Origin of the sequence: Kutzneria sp. 744 (assembly GCF_000568255.1) — a bacterium.
Lineage (GTDB): Bacteria > Actinomycetota > Actinomycetes > Mycobacteriales > Pseudonocardiaceae > Kutzneria.
On the sequence record NZ_KK037166.1, the window covers coordinates 8,745,583 to 8,763,964 of the forward strand.

Consider the following 18,382-nt stretch of genomic DNA (forward strand, 5'->3'; position numbering starts at 1 on the left):
GTTGTGAGGGGCGTTGAAAGTCGAAGTTGGAGCTGTAGACCGCGGCGCCGATGGAGCCGAGGACCGCGATGCCCAGCGCGCCACCGAGTTCCTGGCCGGTCTGGACCAGGGCGCCGGCGGAGCCGGCGTGCTCGGCTGGGGCCGCGCCGACGACCATGTCGGTGATGCAGGTCAGCGCCACGGCGACCCCGAGGCCCACGCCGATCGTGCCGGCGACCACCACGAACATGTTCCGGTCGGTGCCGAGCTGCGTCATGATCAGGAAGCCGACGGTGCCGACGAGGAAGCCCGCGGCGATGATGTAGGCCGGGCGGACGGTGCGGGCCACGACCGACACGAACGGCACGGCGATGGTCACCACGACCGGGGACACCAGCGTCCAGAGCGCCGCCTCCAGCGGGCTCATGTGCAGCACCTCCATCAGGTACTGCGTGGTGAAGATGCCCGAGCCGATCATGCAGAAGAAGCAGGCCAGGCTGACCGACAGGGAAGCGCCGAAGTCGCGGTTGCGGAACAGGTCCGGGTTGATCATCGGGTGGGTCAGCGTCTTCTGGCGGCGGACGAACACATAGCCGAGCACGATGCCGGCGGCGATGGCCACGGCCGGCAGCACGCCGAAGCCGTTGACGGTGATCTCCTTGAGGCCCCAGATGACCGACAGCACGCCGCCGAGCGACAGCACGGCCGAGGCGAAGTCGAACCGGCCGGCGTCGCCCTTGGGCAGGCGGAACTCCGGGATCAGCACCGGGCACAGGATCAGCAGCACCACGATCGCCGGCACGTTGATCAGAAACACCGAGCCCCAGGCGAAGTTGTTCAGCAGCAGGCCGCCGACGACCGGGCCGAGTCCGGCCCCCGCGGACAGCGCCGTGGACCACACGGCGATCGCGGAACGGCGTTGCTTCTCGTCGTGGAACATGTTGCGCACCAGGGCAAGCGTGGACGGCATGAGTGTCGCGCCGCCGATGCCCTGCACGGCCCTGGCCACGATCAGCATGGTCGGGTCGGTGGAGAAGGCGGCGGCCACGGAGGCCAGTCCGAAGATCGCGGAACCGATCATCAGCAGGCGGCGGCGGCCGATGCGGTCGCCGACGTTGCCCATCGTGATCAGCAGGCCGGCGAGCACGAAGCCGTACATGTCGATCATCCACAGCTGCTGCGTGCCGGAGGGCTGCAGGGCCGACGCGATGGACGGGATCGCGAAGTAGAGCACGGTCATGTCCATCGAGACCAGGAGCAGGGGCAGGGCCAGGACGGCGAGGCCGATCCACTCAAGGCGTCCTGCCAGGCGCGGGGTTTGCGTGGCGTGTGTCATGGCCGAAACTATACATACGTCTCTGACGTTTGTATAGGACGAATGTATAAAACGGGTTCCCACCTGCAAGGAGAAAGATCATGAGTGCTGCTGGCAAGATCGTCGTCCTGACCGGGGCCAGCGCCGGCATCGGCGCCGCGGCCGCCCGGCAGCTGCACCGGGACGGCCACACGGTCATCCCCGTCGGCCGCAACGCCGACAAGACCGCGGCCATCGCCGAAGAGGTCGGCCAGCCCGGCCTGACCTGCAACTACGCCGACCTGTCCGATGTGCGCCGGCTCGCCGACGCGCTGCTGGAGCGCTGCCCGCGCATCGACGTGCTGGCCAACAACGCCGGCGGTCAGTGGGTCAAGCGCGAGCTGACCAAGGACGGCAACGAGCTCCAGTTCCAGGTCAACTGCCTGGCGCCGTTCCTGCTGACCCGGCTGCTGACCGACCGGCTGCGTGAGAGCGGCGGTCGCGTGGTCAACACGTCCACGATGATGGTGCACAAGCACGGCCACATCGACCTGGACGACCTGGACAGCAACCACCGCTACAAGTCGCACGAGGTCTACACCAGCAGCAAGGTCGCGGCCGCGCTGCTGCTGCGCGAGTTCGCCCGCCGCAACCCCGACATCGAGACCGCCGACTACCACCCCGGCATCGTGGCCAGCGAGTTCGCCCGGGACCAGAAGTTCCAGCAGTTCCTGCTCAAGACCCCGCTCGGCAAGCCCATGCAGAAGCTGCTGGACTCGCCCGAGGTCGCCGGGCAGCGACTGTACTTCCTGTGCACCACCGCGGAGAAGCTGGACGCCGGCTACTACTTCAAGAACGAGCGGACCCAGGAGAACCCGGTCGTGCTGGACGAGGACAACGCACGCAAGCTGTGGGACATCGCGTCCCGCCGAATCGGTGTGGAGGTCTGAGCGACGTCTACATCGGACACGTCACCGCCGGCGCACCGTGGTCCTCGGCCACGGTGCGCCTACTCGTCTTCCTCGAACGCGTCCCTGGCCGCCATGACCTCTTCGATATGGGTCTCCGACCACGTCTTCACGGCCACCAGCACCGGGACCAGGGTCCGGCCCAGGTCCGTCAGCTCGTAGTCGACGCGGACCGGGACGGTGGGGGTGACCGTCCGGGTCAGCAGGCCGTCCCGCTCCAGCTTGCGCAGGGTCTGGGTGAGGATCAAGGTCTCCACGATACGAGGGGAAGCACATCGGTGCGAAATCCGTCATTGGTCGCGGCGACGTCCACGGCCAGTTCGATGCGATCCTCGACGCCGGGCCCGCCGCGAACGCCGTCGAGGCCCACCGCCGCGCCGACGCCGGGATCCAGGGCAAGCTCGTCCTCACGTTCTGAGCAGGCACGTCAATGCCAACGCGGAGCGGCGGAAATACTCCAGGTCCACCGTGCCGGGCTCCAGCACGGCCCGGCGGACCAGGCCGCCGAGCAGGGCGGCGAGGGCCGGGGCGACCTGTTCGGCCTGCTCGTGCGTGACCTCGCCGTCCTTGTGCCGACGGCCGACGAACAACTCGGCCAGGCGGCCGGACGTCGTCAACGACAGGACGGTGGGGTCGCGCAGCATGAGGCCCGCCAGTTCGAGCTCGAAGGCGAAGCGGCGGCGCGCGTCGGAGGCGGTGGCGACCTGGTGGAAGGCGTCGGCGCAGCCGGTGAGCACCTCGGACAGCGACAGCCGGGGATCCGACAGCTCGGCCAGGTGGCCGTCGAGCTCGTCGGCGTACCGGGAGACCACGGCCAGCAGCAGGTTCCGCTTGCTGCCGAAGATGGAGTAGACGGCGCCGGTGGTGAGCTCGGCCCGCTCGGCGATGTCGTCGAGGCGGGCCTGCTGGTAGCCGCGCTCGGCCATCTCCACCAGCGCGGCGTCGATCAGCGCGTCCCGGTTGCGCTGCCGCGACTGGGAACGGGTCAACCGCATGATGCCAGCCTTCTGACCACCGCCAGTGCCGCCTCGGACTGCACGCACACCAGCTGCCGCACCGGGAAGGGATCCTGCGACAGCTCGGTTTCCCCGGCGGCGCACCAGGTGTCGAACAGCTCGTCGACCTGGCGCCGGATCCGGCGGGACTCGGGCGGCTGGTTGCCGGCGGCGTGTTCGACGGCCAACTGCCGGCGCATCATGCCGCTGGCCCGCAGCCGCAGCATGTGCACCAGGGTCGACGCCGCGAACGTCTCGGCCACCGTGGCCGGGCGCTCCGGCGTGTCGTCGGCCACCGCTTCGTTGGCCGCGGCCGCCGACAACGCGGTGGCCAGCGTGTCGGCGATCGACCTCCGCATCGGCGTCGGCACCACGAGCCACGGTCGCATCTGCTCGTACAAGTCGGACAGCACGCCCCTATCGTCCCGCAGTTCGACCGCCGTGTGTCGGAGAGTGTCCCCGTAGGACCGGCCCGACTCGGAAAGGTCGTCCGCACGGGCATCGTGCCAGAACGGCACCTCGGTGATCAGGGTCGTCGTGCCGTAGCGCTCCGCGTAGTGCGCGCTGGAACCCCCGTGCCGCACCGAATCCCGCGTTCCCCGCGCCGCCGCCTCGATCAACGTCTCAGCCGGCGGCATCAGGTAGACGGCCGGCGCCGCGGTGTCCCAGCCCAGCGTGTCCACCGGGCCCAGCGACAGCGGAACCCGCTGATCAGCCGCCACCCGGCCCAGATCTTCGGCCATGCCGGGTAAACCGCCGTTGAGGATGAAGAACACGCCGCCGAAGTTCGCGTTGTGCAAGGAATACTGGAACCTGGGCCGCAGCTCGTCGATGACCCGGGCCAGCGCCTCGGTCTCGGGCAGCGTGCGGTCGAAGAACGCCCGCTCGTCCAACACCGGGAAGGTCCATTCCGGCTGGTCCTCGAAGGCTGGGCGGTAGAAGTTCTCGTGGTAGCTGCGGATGGTCAGCGGGCCGGCGAACCAGCCCTCGTTGAGCCGGGTCCCGTCCGGGTCGATGCACGGCACGAAATGCCAGCTGAAGTCCATGCCCTCCCGTAACTCCGGCGTGGTCGCCACCCGCCGGGCCAGGTCGAGCACGGTGCGCAGGCCGATCGGCTCGTTGGGGTGCGGGCAGCCGACCACCAGCGCGTTGCGCCGGCCGTGTCCCACCGACAGCATGCGCAGCGGCTCACCCAGCCGCGACGTGCCGATGCGGCGGGTCCGGCACACCTCCGGCAGGTCGGCGGCCAGCTTCTCGACCTCGGAGACCACCTGGTCGACGGTCGGGATCACGCGCCACCTCCGGCAATGGTAACCAGACTACTTTCGTAATCAGATTACCGAAACGCGAGCGTTCCACATCCGCCACAAGGTTGGATGCGGTGGTGGCTACGGCTTGCGGCCGACCCCGGCGTACACGCCTTCGGGCCCGGGCTCCCGGACGCCGATGTCGGGGCGCCAGGAGGGGGCGCTGACCAGGCCGGGGTCGATCAGGTCCAGGCCGGCGAACATCGGCGCCACGTCGTCGTAGGTGCGGAAGTACATGGGATCCCGGCTGTTCTTCATGGCCTCGACGACAGCGGCCATGGCCTCGGGCTGATGGTCGGCGGTCAGGTGGGACAGCGCCACGAAGCTGCCGGCGGGCAGGGCGTCGCGGTAGACGGCGACGATGCCGGCGGGGTCCGATTCGTCCGGCACGAAATGCATCACTGCCACCATGAGCAGCCCGATGGGTTGGCTGAAGTCCAGGAACTCCCGGGTGACGGGCGCGTCCAGCACCGTATCGGGCCTGGTCAGGTCGGCGGCGAGCATGATCGCGTCGGGATCGTCGGCCAGCAGCAGGTCGCTGTGCGCGACGGCCACCTCGTCGTGGTCCACGTACAGCACGCGGGCCGACGGGGCGATCTCGTGCACGTTGCCGGCGGTGGGAATGCCGGAGCCGAGGTCCAGGAACTGGGTGATGCCCTGCTCGACCAGGCAGCGCACGGCCCGCCGCAGGAAGGAGCGGTTGGAGATGGCGACCTGCCGCCCGTGGGGCAGCACCTGGAGCACCCGCTCGCCGACGGCCCGGTCGGCGGCGAAGTTGTGCGCCCCGCCGAGCAGGTAGTCGTACACCCGGGCGGCGCTGGGCAGGTCGACGTTGACGTCCTTGGGCACCCACGCGGCCTGGTTGACGGTCACCAGTTCCCCCCATTGGAAAAGTCGCCGGGCATCCGTTCGGCCCTGTGGGGCACCCTACCGCCGGGTCAGCCGCCGCCGGTCAAAGTCGACCGGATGGAGGCATGGACCGCAGGCGGTAGCGCTGCACCTTGCCGGTGGCGGTGCGGGGGAGGCTGTCCAGGAACACCACCTCGCGGGGGTACTTGTACGGCGCGAGAGTGCGCTTCACGAAGTCCTGCAACTCGGCGGCGGTCACCGCGCTTTCCGCCCGCGGCACCACAAAGGCCTTGACCACGGCGCCGCGCTCGGTGTCGGGGGCGCCGATCACCGCGGCCTCCAGCACATCCGGGTGGTCCAGCAGCGCTGCCTCCACCTCGGGCCCGGCGATGTTGTAGCCGGAGGAGACGATCATGTCGTCGTTGCGGGCCTCGAACCAGTAGTAGCCGTCGGCGTCCCGGTGGTAGCTGTCCCCGGTCAGCGTCCATCCATTGCGGACGGTGGTGCGCTGGCGCTCGTCGCTCAGGTAGCGGCAGCCGGTCGGCCCCTTCACGGCCAGCCGGCCGGAAACGCCGTCGGGCACGGGATTGCCGTCCTCGTCGAGGATCACCGCCTGGAAGCCCGGCACCACCAGCCCGGTGGCGCCGGGCCGGATCTCCTCGTCGGCGGCCGCGATGTAGATGTGCAGCATCTCGGTGCCGCCGATGCCGTTGATGATGCGGATCCCGGTCTGCGCCAGGAAGTCCCGCCAGGTGGCCGGCGGCAGGTGCTCGCCGGCCGAGATGCAGCGGCGCAGGCCTTTGAGGGCGGATGCCTTGCCGCCGGCCAACATCGCGCGGTACGCGGTCGGGGCGGTGAACAGCACGGTGACGCCGTGCTCGGCCACGGCGTCGGCCAGCTCGACGGGGGTGGCCCGCTCCAACAGCAGCGTGGAAGCGCCGGCGCGCAAGGGAAACAACACCAAGCCGCCGAGCCCGAAGGTGAAGCCGATGGGCGGCGAGCCCGCGAAGACGTCGTCCTGGCTGGGGCGCACCAGGTGGCGGGAGAAGGTGTCGGCGCAGATCAGCAGGTCCCGGTGGAAGTGCATGGTGGCCTTGGGCTTGCCGGTGGTGCCCGAGGTCGGCGCGAGGATGGCCACGTCGTCGGCGGCGGTGGCGACGCTGGTGAAGGTGTCGCTCGCGGACGCGGCCAGCGCGGTCAGATCCTCGGAATCCGGGCCGCCGTAAGCGATCGCGGGCAGGTCGGGCGCGCCGAGTTGGAGCTCAGCCAGGAAGCGGTGATCGCACACGGCCAGATCCGGCCGGGTCAGCTCGACCAGGTCGGCAATCTCCCGGGACCGCAGCAGCGGCATGGTGGTGACGGCGACACCGCCGGCCTTGAGCACGGCGAACCACACCGCCACCAGCCACGGATTGTTCGGTCCTCGCAACAGAACGCGGTTGCCGGGCTTGAGTCCGAAGTGGTCGGTCAGCACGTGCGCGGCCCGGTTGGCCGCGCCGAGCAGGTCGCCGTAGGTCCACGTGCCGGTCTCCGTGCGCAGGCACGGTCGGTCCGGGCCGAGCCGCCGGACGGTGTCGTCGAGCAGGGCGTCGGCGCAGTTGAGCCACTCGGGGTAGTGCAGCTCCGGACGGTCGAAGACCAGGTCCGGCCAGGCGTCGGCCGGCGGCAGGTGATCCCGGCAGAAGGTGTCCACGTGCGCTGATCTGACAACCGGCATCGGCAGCACCTCTTCGGTGAGGAGTTGTCCCCCAGTATGCCTCGCCGATGACGACAGTCAAGAGAACGCGATAAAGCTCAGGAGACGTAGTCCCTCGCGCCCTCGGCCAACCGCTCGCGCAGGGCGAAGAACAGGTCGGCGGCGCGGGTTCCGACCCAGTCCGAGGGCAGAAGTTCCACCGGCAAACCGGGATCCAGGTACGGCAGCCGCCGCCACGCCGTCAGCACGCGCACGTAGTCCACGAACGCCTCGCGGCCCTCGCCGCTGCGCTTGCGCTTCCAGCGCTGCCACACCGGCTCGTGCTCGTCCAGGAACGCCGCGTACTGGCGCTCCAGCTCGTCGAGATCCCACCACCGCCGCATCTTCCCGGCCACGTCGCCGAAGGCCAGGTGGTCGGCGCGGAACAGATCGGCGTAGCCGTCCAGATCCTGTTGGCGCAGCATGGCCGCCGTCGCCTCGTGCAGGTGCGCGGGCGCGATCCACACGCCGGGCGCGGCCGTGCCGAAGCCCAGCCGGGTCAGCTGGGACCGCAGCACGTGCCGCTTGTTGCGCTCCGACTCCGGCACCGAGAACACGGCCAGCAGCCAGCCCTCGGCCAGCGTGGAGCGGTCCCGGCGGAAGATCCGCTCATCGCCCTCGCGCAGCACCGCGAGGCCCTCGTCCGACAGGGCGTAGCCGGCCGCGCCGCCGCGCCGCTCGGCCACCAGGATGCCCCGCCGCTTCAGCCGTGAGATGGACGACCGCACCGCCGGCTCGTCGATGTCGAGATCGGCCAGCAGCGCGATGAGCGACGCCACCGACAGCCACCCGCCGTCGGCGCGCGCGTACAGGCCGTACACGGTGACGATGAACTGCCGCGGCTGAGCCGACCGCGCGCCGGAATCACCGTCCGTGAAAGCCTCTCCGGCCGCTGTGATCGCCATGCCCGCAAGATAGCAGCGGGGGTGTCACCTCGCGTCCACAACGGGATTGCGCAGGGTTCCGATGCGCTCGATCGTGGCCTCCACGACATCGCCCGGCCGCAGGAACTGCTGCGGGGTGAAGCTCGCGCCGACGCCGGCGGGGGAGCCGGTGGAGATCACGTCGCCCGGTTCCAGGGTCATGCCGGCGCTGATGTCGGCGATCAGGTCCGGGATGCGGAACAACATGTAGCGGGTGTTGGACTTCTGCTTCACCTCGCCGTTGACCCGCAGCGACAGGTCGAGGTCGTGCGGGTCGGCCAGCTCGTCGGCGGTGAGCACGGCCGGGCCGAAGGGGGCGTAGGAGTCCTGGCCCTTGGAGAAGAACCACTGCCCGGAGCGGCGCTGGTCGCGGGCGCTGATGTCGTTCATGATGCTGTACCCGAACACGTGCTCCAACGCGTCCTCGGCCCGCACGCGTTTCGCCGTGCGCCCGATGATCACGGCCAGCTCGCACTCCCAGTCCAGCTGCTGGGTCATGTTCCCGTTGTGCTGGATGGGCTCGTCCGGCCCGACCACGGCGGTGGCCGGCTTGCTGAACAGCACCGGCCGCTGCGGCAGTTCCTTGTCGGTGTCCAGGGTTCGGGCCGACTCGGCGACGTGCTCGGTGTAGTTCAGGCCGATGCCGACGATCTTGCCAGGCCGCAGCGGGGCGTGCAGGGTCACCGCGTTCAGCGGGTGTCGCACGCCGGTCTCCGCAAGTCCACTGTGGAGCATCGACTCCGCGGTGGTCTCGAAGACCTCGTTGTCCCGCAGGATGCCGACCCGGCGCCGGCCGTCGATCGAGTACGTGACAAGCAGCATCTTCGAACGCCCCTATTCGACGGTCTGGTGGCCGTTGTTGTCCGGGTAGGCCTCCTCGCGCCAGAACGCGAGCGAGCGCATCACCGGGAAGTCGTTGTACGAGAACAGCACGGCGTCGTCGGTCAGGCTTCCGTTGGCGTGCTCGTGCCACGCCCACGACGGCACGCAGAACACGTCGCCCTCGTTCCAGTCGTACCGCGTGCCGGCGATCACCGAGTGCCCGCTGCCCTTGGCCACGGTGTACATCACGGAACCGGTGTGCCGGTGGGCCTTCGTGGCCTCGCCCGGCCGCAGCATCTGCAGGTGCGCGCTCATCGTCGGCATGACGGAGCCGCCGGTGAGCGGGTTGCTGTACTCCAGGATGATGCCGTCGTAAGGACTTCCGTCGCTCGCCGCGGCAACGTCCAGCAGCGCTTGATAGGTCTGCTCCCACGGGTAGGCGAACAAGGGGGAGTAGCGCTTGTCCCAGGCCTCGTAGCCGTACGGGCGCAGCTGCCCGTGGCCGTAGGTCAGCAGCGAGGAGTTCACCACCTCGCCCTGCTTCTGGTACAGGTCCGGGTGCACCTCGTAGAAGCCGGCGTCGTGCGCGTTCACGAGCGGGATGTCCAGGCCGTCCTGCCAGATCACCGGCTCGTCCGAGCCTTCGTTGCCGTGCTCGTGCCACGTCCAGTTCGGGGTGATGGCGAAGTCGCGCGGGCCCACCTTGAGCTTCTGCCCGTCGACCACGGTCCACGCGCCCTGGCCCTCCAGCACGAACCGCAGCGCGGCGGCCTGATGCCGGTGCGCGGTCATGGATTCGCCGGGTCCCATCACTTGGAGGCCGCTGTAGAGCAGGCCGACCGAGGCGGAGATGTCCTTGCGGCCGGGGTTGACCAGCATCACCACCCGGCGGCCGGCGTCGTCGCCGGTGACCAGGCTGAGCGCCTCCAGCACCAGCGGCCGCAGCTCCTGGTACGACCACAGCGTGGGCACCGATTTCGGCTGCGGGTACCAGGGTTCGATGTCGTTCGCGACAGTCCACAGTGCACCGGCCTGGAACTGGCCGAGCTTCGAGTAGTACGCCTTGAGATCGTCCGTGTCGACCACTCGCGCGCGGCCGAGCACGTCATCGCTGAGGGTCATGCCGTTATCTCCTTATCTTGACGGTCGTCATCGTCGCGCTATACCGTGGAGGTGTCAAGGAGGTGCTCCCCTTGTTGGATGTGACGCCCGAGGTGACGATCGAGCGCGTGGTCGAGTGGTACGACACCGACGCGGCCGGCCATCAGCACCATTCGGTGATCCTGCGGTGGGCCGAGGCCGCCGAAGCTGAGCTGTTGCGCCAACACGGCGTGGCCTGGCTGTTCGGCCGCACGCCACGGGTCCGTCACGAGGTGAACTACCGGTCGCGGCTGTGGTTCGGCGAGCTGTGCAAGGCCCGGTTCTGGGTGGAGAGCCTCGGCCGCACCTCGCTGACCTTCGCGTTCGAGGTGCACGGATCTCACGGCCTGGCGGCCACCGGTTCCGTCGTCGTCGTGCACGCCGAACCCGACGAGGGGAAGGCCACCCCGTGGCCCGAGGAAGTCGTGGCAGCGCTCGGAGGCCGGTCATGAGCAGATACGCGGTGATCGGCGGCGGCCCGGCCGGGCTGTACTTCGCCGCCCTGGCCAAGAGCCTCGACCCCACGCGCGAGATCACCGTGTGGGAGCGCAACGCGCCCGACGACACCTTCGGCTTCGGCGTGGTGTTCTCCGACGAGACGCTGGACGGCATCGCCGCCGCCGACCCGGAGATCTTCGGTGCGATGGAGTCGGAGTTCGCGCGCTGGAGCGACATCGACATCCACTACCGGGGCCGGGTCGAGACCTCCGGCGGCCACGGATTCGCCGCCATATCCCGGATGCGGCTGCTCCAGATCCTGCAGCAGCGCTGCCTCGACCTCGGCGTGGACGTCCGCTTCCAGTCGGTCGCGCCGACCGCCGCCGAGCTGTCCGGGGAGTACGACCTGGTGGTGGCGGCGGACGGCGTCAACTCGCTCACCCGCGCCGCCCACGCCGAGGTTTTCCAGCCCTCGCTGGACGTTCGCAACTGCCGGTACATGTGGCTGGGCACCGATCGGGTGTTCGAGGCGTTCACGTTCATCATCGCCGAGACGCCGCACGGGCCGATGCAGGTGCACGCCTACCCGTTCAGCGGTGACCGCAGCACCTTCATCGTGGAGATGACCGAGCGCACCTGGCAGGCTGCCGACCTGACCGACGAGTGCGGGCCGATGCGTCTGGCCGAGCTGCTCGGCGACCACCTGGGCGGCCACAAGCTGATCACCAACAACTCCAAGTGGCTGCGCTTCACCACCGTGCGCAACAAGACCTGGCGGCACGGCAACATCGTGCTGCTAGGCGACGCCGCGCACACGGCCCACTTCTCCATCGGCTCCGGCACCAAGCTGGCCATGGAGGACGCCCTCGCGCTGGTCGCGAACATCCAGCGCCACCAAGACATTCCCACGGCATTGGAACGGTACGAGGCCGACCGGCGGCCGGTCGTGCAGTCCACGCAGCGGGCCGCCCAGGCGAGCCTGGAGTGGTTCGAGACGATCGAGCACGCCGTGGGCAAGGCGCCCGAGCAGTTCGCGTTCAACCTGCTCACCCGCAGCCGCCGCGTCACCTACGACAACCTTCGGCAGCGGGACCCCGCCTATCTGTCGCGTTTGGACGGTTGGTTCGGCGACGGCAACCCGCCGCTGTTCCAGCCGTACGAGCTGGGAAATCTGAGCCTGCGCAACCGGATCGTCAGCGCGCCGATCACCCTCGACGCCGCCGTCGACGGCGTGCCCGGGGACGTGGAGTTCGCGCACCTGGTCGGCAAGGCGCTCGGCGGCTCCGGGCTCGTGCTCACCGGCCGGACCGCCGTCAGCGTGGAAGGGCGGAAAACTCCGGCCTGCACCGGTCTTTACACCGACGAACACGTCCGCGCCTGGCGGCGGATCACCGACTTCGTCCACTCGCAGACCGGTTCGCTGATCGGCGTGCAACTCAGCCATGCCTCCCGCGATCTCTCGCTGCGAGTGGAGGACCAGTTCACGGAGGCCGCGCGGCGGGCCGTCGAGGCCGGCTTCGACATCATCGAACTCCAGGCCGGGCACGGGAATCTGCTGTCCGTGCACCTGTCCCCGCTGACCAACCCGGGGCTTGACCGGTCGTTCCCGTTGCGGGTGCTGGATTCCGTCCTCGGCGAGCTGCCGGTGATCGTGCGGATCTCGGCCGTCGACTGGGCGCCCGGTGGAACCACCATCGAGGACGCCGTCGAGACCGCGGCGGCGTTCATGGCCCACGGCGCCGTGGCGATCGACGTCTCCAGCGGCGAAGTCGTGGCCCACGAGAAGCCGGCGTACGGACGCAGCTACCAAACCCCGTTCGCCGAACGGATCCGCGCCGATGTCGGCGCCCCGACCATCGCCGTTGGCGGCATCTCCTCCTACGACGACGCGAATTCCATCGTGTTGGCCGGCCGTGCCGACCTCGTCGCCATCGGTCAGGCCCAGCTGCACGACCCGTCCTGGCCGCTGCACGCCGCCGCTTCTCTCGGCTATGCCGGCGAGGGCGCGTTCTGGCCGGCCATGCACCGGGCCGGTAGCCGACGACCCCTGTCCGCCGGCCGGCCCCGCCCGCAGCTTTCCCTGCGCCCCACCGAGGATCTCGTGCACCGACGCTGGAGGGCCAATGGATGAGTTCCCGCGGTTCACCGCCGCCGCCGTCCAGGCCGCGCCCGTCTACCTGGACGCCGCCGCGACCGTCGACAAGGCCGTGTCCCTGATCCACGAGGCCGCCGCCAACGGCGCCACCCTCGTGGCGTTCCCCGAGGTTTTCGTGCCTGGGTACCCGTACTGGAACTGGACCATGAACCCGGTCGACGGTTCCCCTTGGTACGAACGGCTTTACCGCTCCGCCATCGATGTCCCCGGGCCCCATGCCGAGACCCTGTGCGCCGCCGCCAAGGCCGCTGGATGCACCGTGGTCATCGGCGTCAACGAACGCGGCCCGCACAGCCTGGGCGTGCTCTACAACAGCGTGCTGACTATCGGCCACGACGGCACTCTCCTCGGCGTGCACCGGAAACTGGTGCCCACCTGGGCCGAGAAGCTCACCTGGACCAACGGCGACGCCAGCTCCCTCCGTGTGCACCAGACGCCCATCGGCCCGCTCGGTGTGTTGGCGTGCGGCGAGAACACCAACACCCTGGCCCGCTTCGCCCTGCTGGCTCAGGGCGAACTCGTGCACGTGGCCGGCTACATCTCGCTGCCGGTCGCGCCGACCGACTACGACATGTCCGAGGCCATCGCCATCCGCACCGCCGCGCACTGCTTCGAGGGCAAGCTGTTCTCCCTCGTCGCCTGCTCGACCATCACCGAGGAGATGATCGAGATCGCCGCCGGCGACAACGCCGTGATCGCCGAACGCATGCGCCGCAAGCGCAGCGCCCTGTCCGGCATCTTCGGCCCCGACGGCCGTCCCCTCGTCGACCCCCTCATCGACGAGGAGGGCATCGTCTACGCCGAGATCGACCTCGCCCGCTGCATCCAGCCCAAGCAGATGCACGACATCATCGGCCACTACAACCGCTTCGACATCTTCCACCTCACCGTGGACAACACCCCCCGAGCGCCGGTGACCTTCACCGCCTAGGGTCGGTTGTATGACCACAACGATCGGCTCCCTCACCGTCGGCCCGCGCTGCCTGGGCACCAACGTCTTCGGGCGCTCCGTGGACGCGGCCGGCGCGGCTCGGATCCTCGACGCCTTCGTCGACGGCGGCGGCGACCACGTGGACACCGCCGCGCTGTACGGCGGCACCCTGTCCGAGAGCTACATCGGGCAGTGGGGCAAGCGGGACGGCGTGGTGATCGCGACCAAGATCGGCTGGCCCGACGACGCGAACCACCCGGGTCTCCAGCCGGCGACCATGCGGGCCGCCGTCGACGGCTGCCTGCAGCGGCTCGGGACCGACCGGATCGACCTGCTCTACACCCACCACGACGACGAGACGGTGACCGTCCCCGAGATCATCGACACCCTCGACGAGCTGGTCCGGGCGGGCAAGGTGCGGGAGATCGCCGCCTCCAACCTGTCGCCCGAGCGCCTGACCGAGTCCCTGGAGTACTCCGCCAGCAACGGCAAGGCCGCCTACGTCGCGCTGCAGCCGCACTACAGCCTGATGTCCCGCGACACCTACGAGGGGCCGCTGGCCGCCGTGGCCGAGAAGTTCGACCTGGCCGTCTTCCCGTACTTCTCGCTGGCCATGGGCTTCCTCACCGGCAAGCACCGCCCCGGCGTGACCGCCGACTCCGTGCGCGCCGGCGGCGTGGCCCAGTACGTCGACTCCGACCGTGGACGCAAGGTGCTCGCCGCCCTGGACGCCATCGCCGCCGCCACCGGAGCCGAGCTCGCGACCATCGCCCTGGCCTGGCTCGGCTCGCGCAAGCAGGTCGCCGCCCCCATCGCCAGCGCCCGCAAGCTCGACCAGCTCCCCGCCCTCCTGGCCGCCCCCTCCCTCCACCTCACCCAGCCCCACCTCGACGCCCTCACCGCCGCCTCCGCCTGATGCACAAGATCAAGGGACCGATCCTCTCGTTGAACGTCAGGAAGGACCCCTTCCTGACGCCGTGGCCAAGATCAAGGGACCGATCCTGGCGTTCAACGTCAGTAAGGGGCCCTTCCTGACGTTAGGGGTGCCGAATTGACAAACTCGGTTGCTGAAACTGCGATGGGGTGGTGGGTGACGAGCTGGAGCAGGTGCTGACGGAGGTGGGGCCGCGGCTGGGGCCCTGCGGGAGCAGTGCAACATCACGCTGGCGGCGCTGTCCAAGGCGACCGGCATCTCGGGAGCACGCTGTCCCGCCTGGAGTCGGGCGGCCGTCGACCGAGCCTGGAGCTGCTGCTGCCGCTGGCCAAGGCCTATCAGGTGCCCCTCGACGAGCTGGTGGGCGCGCCGCCGACCGGCGACCCGAGGGTGCACCTGAAGCCGTTCCGCCGCGGCGACGAGACGATGATCCCGCTCAACCGCCAGCCGGGCGGCCTGCGGGCGTTCAAGCACATCATCCCGGCCGGCGTCCGCCTCGAACCGGACCTCAAGACGCACGAGGGCTACGAGTGGCTGTACGTGCTGACCGGGCGGCTGCGGCTGGTCCTGGGCGAGCACGACATCGTGCTGAAGGCGGGGGAGGTGGCGGAGTTCGACACGCACGTGCCGCACTGGTTCGGCAACGGCGACGACCGCCCGGTGGAGGTCCTGAGCCTGTTCGGCCCGCAGGGGGAGCGCATGCACGTCCGGGCCGCGCCAAGGAATTCTGGAGTGGACGGTCCGTAAACTGGGGTCATGTCCGAGCGCCTGACTGCCAAGGGGCGGGCGACCCGTGAGCGGATCGTCTCGGCCGCCGCGCTGCTGATGTTCGAGCACGGCGTGGCCGGCACCAGCACCGAGGACGTGCAGACCGCGGCCGAGGTCAGCACGTCGCAGGTCTACCACTACTTCCGCGACAAGAAGGCCCTGGTACGGGCGGTGATCGCGCACCAGACCGAGGCCGTCGTGGGCCACCAGGAGCAGATGCTGGCCCGGCTGGACTCGGTGGCGTCGCTGCGGGCCTGGGCCGACGCCATCGTGGCCCTGCAGCGCGAGCTGGAGTGCCGGGGCGGCTGCCCGATCGGCTCGCTCGGCTCGGAGATCGCCGAGCACGACGCCGACGCCCGGGCCGACGTCGTGCTGGGCTTCAACCGCTGGGAGCGGGCGATCCGGGACGGCCTGCACGCCATGCGCGACCGCGGCGAGCTGCGCCGCGAGGCCGACCCGGACCGGCTGGCGATCACCCTGCTGACCACCTTGCAGGGCGGCCTGGCGCTGACCCAGCTGCGGCGCGACACCGTGATGCTGGAGGTCTCGCTGACGCAGGTGATCGACTACATCGAGTCGTTCACGGCCTGATCTCGTCCAGCGCCGCGAGGATCTCCGACGCCTCGGTGCGGGTGGTGTAGTTCGGGTGCACGTCGATCCAGCGGATCACGCCGTCCGCGTCCAGCACGACGGTCGTCGGCATCGGCAGCGCGACCGTGCCGTCCGCGTTGATGCTGGTCAGGTCCATTCCCAGCGCCTTCTGGGCACCGACGGCCTCGTCGGTCGGCGCGGTGAGGATGCCCAGCTTGCCGGCGATCTGGTTGCCCGGGTCCGACACCACGGCGTATGTGAGGGCGTTGGTCTCCCGCATGCTCAGCGAGCCGTCCGGCTTCTGCGGGCTGAGGGCAACCAGCGTTGCGCCACGCGCGGTCAGCTCCGGCACCAGTTCCGCTTCGTACGTCCGCAGCGCGACGTTGCAGTACGGGCACCAGGCGCCGCGGTAGAAGACCACCACCGCCGGCTTGCCCCGCGTGACCTCGGCCAGCGTGGTCGGCTGTCCGTGGGCGTCCAGCAGCTCACCGTCCGGCATCGGGCTGCCCGGCTCGGCCACCCCCGACGGCGTCCCCGCCGCGTCCAGTCCCTGCTGCTCCTCGGTGAACGGCCGCGCCACCTCCGCCGGCAGCTGGCTCGCCATACCGGCCTGCATCTGTTCGACCTGCTCCGCGATCGTCACGATCCCCAGCCTTCATAGTGGAGTGTTTACTCCATTTCACTCCCTCGATTCTGGAGTGTCAACTCCAAAACCCCCGCGAGTCACGCTCTCGAACACACCGAAATACGGGTTCCGGCAGGTCAGCAGTCGGTCTGGAACACCAGGGCCTTGGCGCTGGCCGCCCACTGGTACGGGATCTGCCGGAACCAGTCCCACCAGGGCAGCGGCGAGGTCGCCACGGAGATCGTGCCTGGGAAGCACCGGCTGATCCGCAGCTGCGCGCGCAGGGCGTGATCGGGCGTGGTGACGATGATGACCGACTGCCAGTGCCGCTGCGCCGCCATCTCGCCGATGTAGCGGGCCTCGCCGCGGGTGGTGCCGGGGTCGGGGTTGAAGCACAGCACCTCGACGCCCTCGACCGCCGGCAGGCACCGGTGCGTGCCGGCCTCGACCGGCACCGTCGACTGCGCGACCACCGGAGCCCGGCCGGAGCGCACCAGCGCCATGGTCGTCGCGTCCCGATTGCCCGGACCGGCCAGCTCGATGATCGCGTCGGCGTGCGCGGGCAGCGGATTCAGGTCCGGCAGCACGAACAGGCGCACCGTGGCCACGCCGAACACCACCAGCACCAACACCACGACCACGGCCAGCTTGCGACGCCAGGTGGTGGTGACCGGCTGCTCCATGACCGGTACATCGTTCCATCGCGCGCGGACGTTGCCGGGATCTAGGCTCCGTGTCGTGCGACGCATCGTGGTGAAGCTGAGCGGCCGGGCCATCGCCGGGCCCGACGAGTACGGATTCAGCGCCGCCGCGCTGGACCACCTGGCGTCCGAAGTGGTCTCCGTGCGGCGGCTGGGCATCCAGGTGGCGGTGGTCGTCGGCGGTGGCAATGTCTTTCGGGGCAACAGATCCGACGCGTGGGGCATCGACCGGGTCGAAGCGGACAACATCGGCATGCTCGGCACGGTCATCAACAGCCTGCTGCTGCGCGGGCGGCTCACCGCGCTGGGCGAGCACGACGTGCGGGTGATGACCGCCGTGCCGATCGACGCCGTGGCCGAGCCGTACATCCGGCTGCGGGCGGTGCACCATCTGGAGAAGGGGTCCGTGGTCATCCTGGCCGGCGGGATCGGCCAGCCGTTTCTGACCACCGACTATCCCAGCGTGCAGCGGGCCATCGAGATCGGCGCCGACGCGTTGCTGGTGGCCAAGCACGGCGTCGACGGCGTCTACGACAGCGACCCGAACAAGCATCCGGAGGCGCTGCGCTTCGCCCGGCTGACCTACGCCCACGTGCTGGACAACGAGCTGGGCGTGATGGACCAGTCCGCGTTCATCCTGGCCCGCGACCACAAGCTGCCGATGCACGTGTTCGACATCGAGCGCACGGGCGTGATGGCGGCGATCTGCGGCGGCGAGCGGCTCGGCACCTACATCGGGCCGGACGTCGAGCGATCGGTGCACGCGCACGATCGGCGGTAGCCTGGCTTTCATGGCCGATCTTCACGAGTACCGGCGGAAACGGGATGCCCGGCGCACTCCCGAGCCGGTGCCCGCGGACGGTCCGCTGCCCGTCGGCGACGACGACGTCTTTGTGGTGCAGGAGCATCACGCCACCCGGCTGCACTACGACGTGCGGTTCGAACGAGATGGCGTCTTGGTGTCGTGGGCCGTGCCCAAGGGCCTGGTGATGAATCCCGGCGCGGTGCGGCTGGCCGTGCACACCGAGGACCACCCCATGGAGTACGCCTCGTTCGAGGGCGACATTCCCAAGGGGGAGTACGGCGGCGGTCACGTGTCCATCTGGGACCGTGGCACGTATGAGACGCACAAGTGGACCGACTACGAGATCGACGTGACCTTCCACGGAACCCAGCTCGACGGGCGCTATGTGTTCATCCACAAGGAGGACAAGGACTGGCTGGTCC

Annotated in this window: 17 protein-coding genes and 3 pseudogenes; 9 read left to right on the forward strand and 11 right to left on the reverse strand. The window is 69.6% G+C overall.

The window, feature by feature from the left end; translation table 11 throughout:
* Positions 1–130: 130 nt before the first annotated feature.
* Positions 131–1,315 (reverse strand): annotated as a pseudogene (locus KUTG_RS57145) (MFS transporter); the annotation flags it as partial.
* 80 nt (positions 1,316–1,395) lie between these two features.
* Between KUTG_RS57145 and KUTG_RS40135 the strand changes: the two are divergent.
* On the forward strand, positions 1,396–2,223 hold the full coding sequence (locus KUTG_RS40135) for an SDR family NAD(P)-dependent oxidoreductase (protein ID WP_043724484.1): 828 nt from the start codon (positions 1,396–1,398) through the stop codon (positions 2,221–2,223).
* A gap of 59 nt (positions 2,224–2,282) precedes the next feature.
* Here the strand turns inward: KUTG_RS40135 and KUTG_RS40140 are convergent, their stop codons facing one another.
* The 8 genes from KUTG_RS40140 to KUTG_RS40175 form a co-directional block, all read right to left on the reverse strand.
* On the reverse strand, positions 2,283–2,498 hold the full coding sequence (locus KUTG_RS40140; RefSeq protein ID WP_232241212.1) for a winged helix-turn-helix transcriptional regulator: 216 nt from the start codon (positions 2,496–2,498) through the stop codon (positions 2,283–2,285).
* Positions 2,499–2,648: 150 nt separating this feature from the next.
* Complete coding sequence (locus tag KUTG_RS40145; protein ID WP_043724485.1) at positions 2,649–3,236, reverse strand: TetR/AcrR family transcriptional regulator; 588 nt, start codon at positions 3,234–3,236, stop codon at positions 2,649–2,651.
* On the reverse strand, positions 3,227–4,528 hold the full coding sequence (locus KUTG_RS40150) for a M14 family zinc carboxypeptidase (protein WP_052395961.1): 1,302 nt from the start codon (positions 4,526–4,528) through the stop codon (positions 3,227–3,229). Before KUTG_RS40150 ends, KUTG_RS40145 begins: the two co-directional genes overlap by 10 nt.
* A gap of 96 nt (positions 4,529–4,624) precedes the next feature.
* Positions 4,625–5,416: an SAM-dependent methyltransferase gene (locus KUTG_RS40155; protein WP_043724487.1), complete on the reverse strand. Its 792-nt coding sequence runs from the start codon at positions 5,414–5,416 to the stop codon at positions 4,625–4,627.
* A gap of 79 nt (positions 5,417–5,495) precedes the next feature.
* Positions 5,496–7,109: an AMP-binding protein gene (locus tag KUTG_RS40160; protein ID WP_043732279.1), complete on the reverse strand. Its 1,614-nt coding sequence runs from the start codon at positions 7,107–7,109 to the stop codon at positions 5,496–5,498.
* A 77-nt stretch (positions 7,110–7,186) separates the two neighbouring features.
* Entirely contained in the window at positions 7,187–8,026 is an 840-nt protein-coding gene (locus KUTG_RS40165; protein WP_198047859.1) for a PaaX family transcriptional regulator, read from the reverse strand.
* A gap of 30 nt (positions 8,027–8,056) precedes the next feature.
* A complete protein-coding gene (locus KUTG_RS40170; RefSeq protein WP_043724493.1) occupies positions 8,057–8,872 on the reverse strand; it encodes a fumarylacetoacetate hydrolase family protein in 816 nt (271 codons plus the stop codon).
* 12 nt (positions 8,873–8,884) lie between these two features.
* On the reverse strand, positions 8,885–9,994 hold the full coding sequence (locus tag KUTG_RS40175) for a cupin domain-containing protein (protein ID WP_043724496.1): 1,110 nt from the start codon (positions 9,992–9,994) through the stop codon (positions 8,885–8,887).
* 17 nt (positions 9,995–10,011) lie between these two features.
* Here KUTG_RS40175 and KUTG_RS40180 point away from each other — a divergent pair, with 17 nt between their 5' ends.
* The 6 genes and pseudogenes from KUTG_RS40180 to KUTG_RS40205 all read left to right on the forward strand — a co-directional run bounded on the left by KUTG_RS40180 (position 10,012) and on the right by KUTG_RS40205 (position 15,829).
* Positions 10,012–10,464 (forward strand): acyl-CoA thioesterase, encoded by a 453-nt coding sequence (locus tag KUTG_RS40180; RefSeq protein ID WP_232241213.1) that lies wholly within the window; start codon positions 10,012–10,014, stop codon positions 10,462–10,464.
* On the forward strand, positions 10,461–12,581 hold the full coding sequence (locus KUTG_RS40185) for an oxidoreductase (protein ID WP_043724499.1): 2,121 nt from the start codon (positions 10,461–10,463) through the stop codon (positions 12,579–12,581). Before KUTG_RS40180 ends, KUTG_RS40185 begins: the two co-directional genes overlap by 4 nt.
* Positions 12,574–13,536, forward strand: a complete 963-nt coding sequence (locus KUTG_RS40190; RefSeq protein ID WP_052395962.1) for a carbon-nitrogen hydrolase family protein — start codon at positions 12,574–12,576, stop codon at positions 13,534–13,536. Before KUTG_RS40185 ends, KUTG_RS40190 begins: the two co-directional genes overlap by 8 nt.
* A gap of 10 nt (positions 13,537–13,546) precedes the next feature.
* A complete protein-coding gene (locus tag KUTG_RS40195; protein ID WP_043724501.1) occupies positions 13,547–14,452 on the forward strand; it encodes an aldo/keto reductase in 906 nt (301 codons plus the stop codon).
* Between the two features lie 182 nt (positions 14,453–14,634).
* Positions 14,635–15,217 (forward strand): annotated as a pseudogene (locus KUTG_RS40200) (helix-turn-helix domain-containing protein).
* Positions 15,218–15,226: 9 nt separating this feature from the next.
* Complete coding sequence (locus KUTG_RS40205) at positions 15,227–15,829, forward strand: TetR/AcrR family transcriptional regulator (RefSeq protein WP_043724506.1); 603 nt, start codon at positions 15,227–15,229, stop codon at positions 15,827–15,829.
* Here KUTG_RS40205 and KUTG_RS40210 read toward each other — a convergent pair.
* Positions 15,819–16,472, reverse strand: a complete 654-nt coding sequence (locus KUTG_RS40210) for a peroxiredoxin-like family protein (RefSeq protein WP_232241214.1) — start codon at positions 16,470–16,472, stop codon at positions 15,819–15,821. The genes KUTG_RS40205 and KUTG_RS40210 overlap by 11 nt on opposite strands.
* 119 nt (positions 16,473–16,591) lie before the next feature.
* Positions 16,592–17,137, reverse strand: a complete 546-nt coding sequence (locus KUTG_RS40215) for a YdcF family protein (RefSeq protein WP_043724526.1) — start codon at positions 17,135–17,137, stop codon at positions 16,592–16,594.
* 55 nt (positions 17,138–17,192) lie between these two features.
* Here KUTG_RS40215 and pyrH point away from each other — a divergent pair, with 55 nt between their 5' ends.
* Complete coding sequence (gene pyrH, locus KUTG_RS40220; RefSeq protein ID WP_043724529.1) at positions 17,193–17,936, forward strand: UMP kinase; 744 nt, start codon at positions 17,193–17,195, stop codon at positions 17,934–17,936.
* A gap of 10 nt (positions 17,937–17,946) precedes the next feature.
* Positions 17,947–18,378 (forward strand): annotated as a pseudogene (locus KUTG_RS62210) (DNA polymerase ligase N-terminal domain-containing protein); the annotation flags it as partial.
* Between the last annotated feature and the right edge of the window lie 4 nt (positions 18,379–18,382).